Below are 8,823 nucleotides of genomic sequence, written 5' to 3' on the forward strand. Positions count from 1 at the left end.
GGCGTTACATTGCCACAACAATATATTGCGAGTGATTATATAAATATCACATATTTTGCGTGTAATTTTCGTTAACTCTCCTAGAGTTGTTTTACTTGAGATTTTAAGTGTTCTTACAGAACTGAGAATATTTATTTTTATGTAAAACAACTACTTAAGGGAAAGGCAATTATGCATCGTAACGGAAAAGTAGGCAAAAGCGTGTTTACGCTCAGCACTTTGACAGCATCCTGCTTGATGGCATTCGGCAGCTACGCAGCCGTTGATTGTACTGGCGTTCCAGAATGGGATGCAGGAACAATCTACAACGGCGGCGAACAAGTACAACAAAACGGTACCGTCTACCAGGCAAACTACTGGACTCAGGCAAATGATCCAGAAACCTCAAACGGTGATTACGCACACTGGAAAGTCATTGATACCTGCGATACCGGGCCAATCGACCCGAATGAGTCGCCAAGCGCCTCGCTACTCAGTCCGTTAGCCTCAGATCAAATTACCGAGGGTGACGTTGTCACTCTTTCTGCAAGTGCTCAAGACACTGATGGTACAGTTGCGCGCGTCGACTTTATGGTTGATGGCGTGGTGGTGCAGCAAGTCAGCAGTGCGCCATATTCAGCGTCCTGGACAGCAACCGCAGGCCGTCATACTTTCGCTGTGATGGCATATGATGATAAAGACGCCGCTAGCCCAGAAAGTTCGGTGACGCTGACAGTATCGTCTTCGCAGCCTGGTAATGAATCGCCAACGGTGAGCGTTGCAGTATCTGCGACACAAGTTGAATTGGGAGAGGTGGTCACCTTGACGGCTGATGCTGCTGATACTGATGGCAGTGTTGACAAGGTTGATTTCTATGTAGCCGGAACATTGGTCGGTACAGTTGCCAGTGCACCGTACTCACTGGACTATACGACGACGCAAAGCGGTGCTTTGGCTGTTTACGCGAAAGCGACGGATAACCTTGGCGCCAGTACAGATTCGTCTCTGGTGACGCTTACCGTGAATGGCGCACCGAGTGTTGCAAATTGTCGCCCGGATGGTCTGTATCAGACCGAAGGTGTGAACGTTCCTTACTGTACGATTTATGATGAGGAAGGCCGTGAGAAAATGGGCGTCGATCACCCTCGACGTGTCATTGGTTACTTTACCAGTTGGCGTAGCGGTGATGATCCTCAAGCTGCCTATTTAGTGAAAGACATTCCATGGGAACAACTGACGCACATTAACTATGCCTTCGTCAGCATCGGTTCAGACGGAAAAGTGAATATCGGTGATGTTAATGACCCGAACAACGCCGCTGTCGGCAAAGAGTGGAATGGCGTTGATATTGACCCAGCCCTTGGTTTCAAAGGTCACTTTGGCGCTCTGGCAACTTACAAAGAGCGCTATGATGTGAAAACCCTGATTTCGATCGGCGGCTGGGCAGAAACTGGCGGTCACTTTGACACCAATGGTGAGCGTATCGCAGATGGTGGTTTCTACACCATGACAACCAATGCAGATGGTTCTATCAACCATGCCGGTATTGAGAAATTTGCGACGTCTGCTGTCGAAATGATGCGTAAATATAAGTTTGACGGCTTGGATATCGACTACGAATACCCAACGTCCATGGCGGGGGCGGGCAACCCATATGACAAAGACTTCATGGAACCACGTCGCCAATATTTGTGGGCGTCTTATCAAGAGTTAATGAAAGTTCTTCGCGCCAAGCTGGATGCAGCGTCGGCTCAAGATGGTCACCACTATATGCTGACTATCGCGGCGCCGTCTTCGGGTTATCTGCTGCGTGGTATGGAAACGTTTGATGTGACCAAATACCTCGACTACGTCAACATCATGTCTTATGACCTGCATGGTGCATGGAACGATCACGTGGGACATAATGCGGCGTTGTATGATACTGGTGAAGATTCAGAGCTGGCTCAGTGGAGTGTTTACACCACAGCGCAGTACGGTGGTATTGGTTACCTGAATACCGATTGGGCTTACCACTATTTCCGTGGCTCTATGCCTGCGGGCCGTATCAATATCGGCGTTCCCTATTATACTCGCGGATGGCAAGGTGTAACGGGTGGCACTGATGGCCTGTGGGGCCGTGCAGCGTTACCAAATCAGTCTGAATGTCCGGCAGGTACTGGGGAGGGCGAGAAAAACAACTGTGGTTACGGTGCTGTCGGCATCGACAATATGTGGCACGACACCGATCCTAAAGGCAACGAAATGGGGGCTGGCTCTAACCCTATGTGGCATGCCAAAAACCTTGAGAAAGGCATTTGGGGTTCTTACGCAGAAGCGTATAAGCTGGATCCGGTTAATGATCCAACCGATCAATTGGTTGGTCAGTACACCCGTCATTACGACAGCGTAGCGGTGGCACCATGGCTGTGGAACAACGATAAGAAGGTTTTCCTTTCGACCGAAGATGAAGCGTCGGTCAACGTTAAAGCTGACTACGTTATTGACCAGGAAATTGGCGGTATCATGTTCTGGGAGCTGGCGGGTGACTACAACTGCTATGTTCTGGATGCCAATGGAAATCGCACCAGTGTTGATGAAACGGAGCAGGCTTGTGCAACCGGCAATGGTGAGTATCACATGGGTAACACCATGACCAAGGCTATCTACGATAAGTTCAAATCGGCGACACCTTACGGAAATAAAGTTGCCACGGGTGCTATTGCTACAGAAGCAGTGGATATTGCAGTGTCTGTTGGCGGGTTCAAAGTGGGTGATCAAAACTACCCAATTAATCCGAAGATCACGTTTACCAACAACACCGGACAATCCATCCCTGGTGGCACAGAGTTCCAGTTTGATATTCCTGTATCGACACCGGACAACGCAAAAGATCAGTCGGGAGGCGGCCTACAGGTGATTGCATCAGGCCATAGCCGTGGTAACAATATTGGTGGCTTAGATGGTACGATGCACCGTGTTGCGTTCTCACTGCCATCATGGAAGGAACTACCGGCTGGAGGAACGTATGAACTGGATATGGTGTACTACCTGCCAATCTCTGGCCCTGCGAACTACAGCGTGAAGATCAACGGCGTGGATTACGCCTTCAAGTTTGAACAACCTGACTTACCACTGGCCGATCTTTCCAGTGGCAACAATGGCGGAGATAACGGTGGCGGTGACACCGGAAGTGGTACGGTAATTCAGTGGGAGCCGGGTGTCACTCAAGTTAGCAACGGCGATACCGTGACGTACAACAGCAAATGTTTTGTCGCGAAAAACAATCCTGGAACATGGGATACACCAACCCAGTCAAACTGGTTCTGGGACGAAGTGGCTTGTCCTTAATCCGAAGTAAAAAAGAGCCACCAAACGGTGGCTCTTTTATTGATACGCAAGATTCGCTCTACCACTCTTTTTCAAGAGAATTGATAGCTCTCCGGAACCACAACAATTCCTTTTTCTGAGATATGGAACCGCTGCGCATCTTCCAGGCGGTTTAAACCTATCTGAGTCTCGGGCGGGATCTTCACGTGCTTGTCTATAATGCAGTTGACCAACTGGCAACCTGCGCCGACTTCGACATCGTCAAATAAAATACTGTCCACGACTGTAGCGCCATCATTGATCTTAACATTCGATGAAATGATCGAGTGCTGAACAGAACCTCCAGAATTAACGACCCCGTTAGAAATCATGGAGTTAATGAATATTCCTTCATTCCCCGAACCTGAGGAGACCGTTCGGGCAGGCGGTAGCTGAGGTTCATAAGTTCGTATTGCCCAGTTGGGTTGGTAGAGATTCATCGGAGGAACGGGCTCGAGCAAGTCCATATTAGCTTCATAGAAGGAGTCAATGGTTCCCACGTCGCGCCAGTATTTATCTGCGGCGACTCGTCCCTTATCCCGGCCGAACTGGTAAGCGTAGACGCCTTGCTGACCGATCAGTTTTGGAATGATATCCTTGCCAAAGTCGTGACTCGAATCCTCTAGATGGGCGTCTTCTTCCAGTGCTGCCTGCAATGTACTCATATTAAAAATATAGATACCCATTGATACCAGACTACGGGTGGGGTTATTTGGCATTGAAGGGGGATTGTCTGGCTTTTCGACGAATGAGGTGACACGATGCGAGTCATCAACCGCCATAACGCCAAACGCACTGGCTTCATCTACCGAAACGTCCATGCACGCAACGGTCAACTCGGCACCCGTTTCTTTGTGTTCTTGTAGCATGGCGGCATAGTCCATGCGATAGATATGGTCTCCAGATAACACAACTACGTACTCAGCGTCGCTGCGACTGAGCAACCACAGGTTATGGTAGATCGCGTCAGCCGTTCCTTCGTACCATTTGCCACCTTTACGCATCTGTGGGGGCACTACAGTAATAAATTCGCCCAGCTCTGGGTTAAAAATAGACCAGCCGTCACGCAAGTGCTTTTGTAGTGAGTGCGACTTATATTGAGTTAGGACAAGAATACGTCGTAGGCCGGAATGAAGACAGTTGGTTAACGTAAAATCAATGATGCGGTATTTCCCTCCGAAGGGGACGGCAGGCTTGGCGCGGTCATCCGTGAGAGGGCTGAGTCGTGATCCCATTCCTCCGGCGAGTACAACGGTAAGAGTATCTTGCATCTTGGTTCTCCCTGAAACAGTGCAATGTATTTTCCTTTTTGGTACCCGCTACAAGATTTAAGCCAATCCAAGTACGCTTTAAAAATCATGAATATACTTGACGTGCTTTACCTCATTGCACCAAATGCGTGAACGGTCATGTGGCAATTGCACTCTATTGGCGCGGCACGACCTGGCGGAAAATATCTGCTGTGTGATAACGGTTTACTCCCACAGTGTAGTTGCCTACAGAAGAGTTAGATAAAAAAGCACCTCCGGAAAGGAGGTGCTGAATGCCTGAATAGTCGGGGGTAGGCAAATTTACGCTTCGGCAGGTTTGTTGGCTTTGCTGCCACTGCGATTTTTCATAAATGCATAGCCAAAGCCAGTAACCAGTGTACCGGCAGCGATCGCAACCAAATACATCAGTACCGGTGTTATCGCATTTGGGATTAACAGCACAAACAGACCACCGTGAGGTGCCATTAGTTTCGCGCCAAACAACATAGATAGAGCACCAGTCAGTGCGCCACCTGCCATACAGGCTGGAATGACTCGCATAGGGTCTTTTGCTGCAAATGGAATCGCACCTTCGGAGATAAAGCACAGCCCCAGAACAAAGGACGCTTTACCTGCCTCACGTTCGCCCGCTTCAAATTTATCTTTGGCCAGGAAGGTCGCCAGCCCCATGCCCAGTGCCGGAACCATACCGGCCGCCATAATCGCCGCCATTGGTGCATAAGTCTGAGAGGCCAGCAAGCCGACCCCAAATGTGTATGCAGCTTTGTTAACTGGACCGCCCAGGTCAAAGCACATCATTGCGCCCAGAATAACACCCAACAGCACCGCATTCGCTGAGCCCATGTTGTTTAGGAACTCTGTCATTGCAGCCATGATGCCAGACACTGGACCACCCACCACGTAAATCATGACAAGGCCGGTGAACAAGCTCGCAATGAACGGAATGATCAGAATAGGCTTAAGGGCTTCCATCGATTGAGGTAGCTTGACATTATCTGCGATAAATTTAGCTGAATAACCCGCGATGAAGCCTGCGGCAATACCGCCCAAAAAGCCTGCGCCGGTCGAGCTAGCTAATATTCCGCCAATAAGGCCAGGTGCCAGACCCGGACGGTCGGCGATAGAAAACGCAATATACCCTGCAAGTACCGGGATCATCAGAGCAAACGCTGAACCACCGCCAATGCTCATTAGCGCCGCCGCCAGTGTCCCTTCTTCTTTGAAGGCTTCAATACCAAACACAAACGAAAGGGCAATGATCAGACCACCCGCAACCACGACAGGCAGCATATGTGAAACCCCTGTCATCAGGTGTTTATACACGCCTTTTTTCTCTTCAGTAACACCACTGCCTGTGCTCGTGCCAGCACTGTGGTGATAAACTGTGGCTTCATTGAAGGCCTTGTCGAGTTCTTGTTCGGTTTTCTTCAGTGCCAAACCGGTACTGGTTTTATACATAGATTTACCAGAGAAACGATCAAGTGGCACTTCAATGTCAGCGGCAATGATGACCAGATCAGCCTGAGCGATGTCTTCTTCGGTTAACTGATTTTTCGCGCCAACAGAACCTCGGGTTTCTACTTTGATTTGATACCCTCGACGAGTGGCTTCTTCCTCCAGTGCTTCCGCCGCCATAAATGTGTGAGCCACGCCTGTTGGGCAAGCAGTGATCGCCACGATTTTTTTGCTGGCTGATGAATCAACCTGAGCTGGCGAAATAGTGGTGGTTGCAGTCGTGAGTAATTCCGCTTTGGCCGCTGCTGTTTGTAGAAACGTTTTTGGGTCATGAGTGCATGCACTGATGTCAGCACGGTAGACTTTCTTGCCGACAAAACGCGTGTCATCGACTGGCGTATTCGCTGCAATCACAATCACGTCTGCATCGTTGATTTTTTCTGAGTTTATTGGCTGAGAATCGAGTACCGACGACTGGCATTCGATCGAAGCATTCCACTCCAGCGCTTTCGCTGCTTTGTCCAGCAGACCGGCAGCAATAATGCTGTTGGCCACGCCGCTAGGGCAGGCTGTGATAATCGCTATATTCATAATATCGACCTTTGTCCTTTAGCTTTCTACTGGAGAAAGCGGTTGTACTTTTACTTGTTTTTGTAGGGATTGAACTTCTTGGATGTCGTCCACACCAACACCTATCTGGCTAACGGCGAGGGCAGATAAAGCCGTTGCGAACGACAGTAATTCGGTTTTCGGCAGGTTCTGCATATGGCCCCAGCAAAGCCCGGCAACTAAGGTATCTCCGGCACCCACAGTGCTAACGACTTGCATGCGAGGAGGCTGTGCGCGTAACCACTCATTTTGATTGAGCCACATGACGCCATCAGCTCCCATGGAGACCACGATATTGTCGATGCCTTTCTCGGAGAGTGTCATTGCCGCCGACTGACACTCCTCTGCAGAATTCAGTGTTCGGCCAACAAAGTCTGACAGCTCTTCATCATTTGGTTTAATCAGCCATGGGTGAGCGTCCAAGCCCGCACTTAAGGCAGCACGGCTTGAGTCGAATAAAACTTTTTTGCCTTTGCTGTGTAAGAGTTTTATCCAACGGGCGCACTGCTCGGGGCTCACTCCTTTAGGCAAACTGCCGGCGAGCACAAAGAACTCATGATCTTCGCAAAGCGCAAGCAGGGTGCGTTCAAATTCAGCCATCGCGGATTCGGTGACCGTCACGCCGGGAAAGTTGATGTCGCTGACCGAACCGTTGTGTTCAACTAATTTGACGTTGATACGAGTCGAGCCTTCAACCCGCACAAAGCGATCATTTGCGCCCATTTGAGCAAACAATTGGCAGAACATTTCTTGGTTATCCCGGCCGAGAAAACCGGTGACGGTAACTTGTGCGCCCAGGTCAGATAAGACTTTAGCGACATTCACACCTTTGCCTGCCGCATGCAGATCGCTATGACTGACCAGGCTTACCGAGCCGGGATTCAGCGTGTCGAGGCTTCCGGTTAAATCTAAGGCCGGATTTAACGTTATCGTGACGACTTTATTGACCATACTCAGCACCTCAACCTTCACCCAAACCTGATTCTATCGCTGTGCCAATGGCGGTCAGCGCCTGCTGAGCGTCTGGTCCCTCGGCGGTGAACTGTAACTGATGTCCGTGTTTCACGCCCATGGCGATAACTTTCATCAGGCTCTTGGCATTCACCGGTTTGGCATCACCATCCAAATTGGCCACCTTGATGGTTGATTCGAATTTTTTCGCTTCGGCGACGAGCATCGCTCCCGGACGGGCGTGTAGACCATGCGAGTTGCGAATTTTGAAGATCGCCGTGTTACCGAAAGAGGCTTCTTGCGTGTCATTTGATGCTGCTTCCTCTTCTCCGCTAAATAGAGTAAGCAGTTGATCGGCGGATGCGCTCAGAATCGAATCTTGTCGACCTTCAAAGACCAGTTGGCCGAGAATGTCGAGTTGTTTCTGGTGTGCAGCGTTGCATGCAGCAAAAGCGATTAAGCCTTTTACAGGTGCACCTTCATATTCACAATGATTTGCTGTGGTAACCAGTGACATACCGGTACGTTTGACCGCTTTGTTTGAACTGGTTAACCACAGTCCTTGTCCAAGATGAGTGGGGGACTTGGTCACGAGTTCAGCGACAAATTCATTGTCTGCACATCCAGTATTTTTTAACAGGCCTCCCGCTACCGCCGTCATTTGCACCATATCACTGGCAGGGAAGGAGAGTTGGATCAAGGATGCGTCAAAATCAGCTTCAAGCTGAACTTCACCGTTCAGCAGTGCAATAATGTCATTGGCACTGCCGGCATTTTTTAAGCGTTCTTCAACACCGTCTGCGGAAAGCACTTTCGTCAGTTGTTTCAGGATGCCCAGATGTTCATCAGATTTTGCAGCGATACCAATCGCGATATATGCCGTATTACCGTCGCCCCAGTCAACGCCGTGAGGAAAGTGTTGGATGGCAACGCCAGTATGATTAACCATATCGCGAGTGTCTGTTGTGCCATGTGGGATCGCGATTCCATTTCCAAGAAAGGTTGAATTTTGCGCTTCGCGGTTGAGCATACCTTCAACGTACCCGTCGGCCACCAACCCCTTATCTGAGAGTTGCTGTGCAATCGCGCGGATCGCATCCTGCTTTGAGGAATGCGATTGATTAAGCGTGATATCCTGAATAGTTAACTGGAGCATAATTGCCTCTTATATTCCTGTCTTTATACACATCTCTCCCTCCCTTCTACTGTC

At 49.7% G+C, this 8,823-nt stretch carries 5 protein-coding genes; 1 reads left to right on the plus strand and 4 read right to left on the minus strand.

What is annotated here, in order from left to right:
- Window positions 1-171: 171 nt before the first annotated feature.
- A complete protein-coding gene (locus tag CAG65_RS11840; RefSeq protein WP_161453764.1) occupies window positions 172-3,309 on the plus strand; it encodes a chitinase C-terminal domain-containing protein in 3,138 nt (1,045 codons plus the stop codon).
- A gap of 71 nt (window positions 3,310-3,380) precedes the next feature.
- On the opposite strand, the gene glgC is transcribed toward CAG65_RS11840, so the two are convergent.
- The 4 genes from glgC to fruB all read right to left on the minus strand — a co-directional run bounded on the left by glgC (window position 3,381) and on the right by fruB (window position 8,769).
- A complete protein-coding gene (glgC, locus tag CAG65_RS11845; RefSeq protein ID WP_161453765.1) occupies window positions 3,381-4,598 on the minus strand; it encodes a glucose-1-phosphate adenylyltransferase in 1,218 nt (405 codons plus the stop codon).
- 300 nt (window positions 4,599-4,898) lie between these two features.
- Window positions 4,899-6,644, minus strand: coding sequence for a PTS fructose transporter subunit IIBC (fruA, locus tag CAG65_RS11850; protein WP_161453766.1), 1,746 nt, complete (start codon window positions 6,642-6,644; stop codon window positions 4,899-4,901).
- 18 nt (window positions 6,645-6,662) lie between these two features.
- Window positions 6,663-7,613: a 1-phosphofructokinase gene (pfkB, locus tag CAG65_RS11855; protein ID WP_161453767.1), complete on the minus strand. Its 951-nt coding sequence runs from the start codon at window positions 7,611-7,613 to the stop codon at window positions 6,663-6,665.
- A 10-nt stretch (window positions 7,614-7,623) separates the two neighbouring features.
- Window positions 7,624-8,769 carry a fused PTS fructose transporter subunit IIA/HPr protein gene (gene fruB / locus CAG65_RS11860; RefSeq protein ID WP_021705257.1) on the minus strand — a complete coding sequence of 382 codons (1,146 nt, stop codon included), beginning with the start codon at window positions 8,767-8,769 and terminating at the stop codon, window positions 7,624-7,626.
- Window positions 8,770-8,823: the final 54 nt, after the last annotated feature.

This window comes from Vibrio sp. V39_P1S14PM300 (genome assembly GCF_009904765.1).
GTDB classification, from domain to species: domain Bacteria; phylum Pseudomonadota; class Gammaproteobacteria; order Enterobacterales; family Vibrionaceae; genus Vibrio; species Vibrio proteolyticus.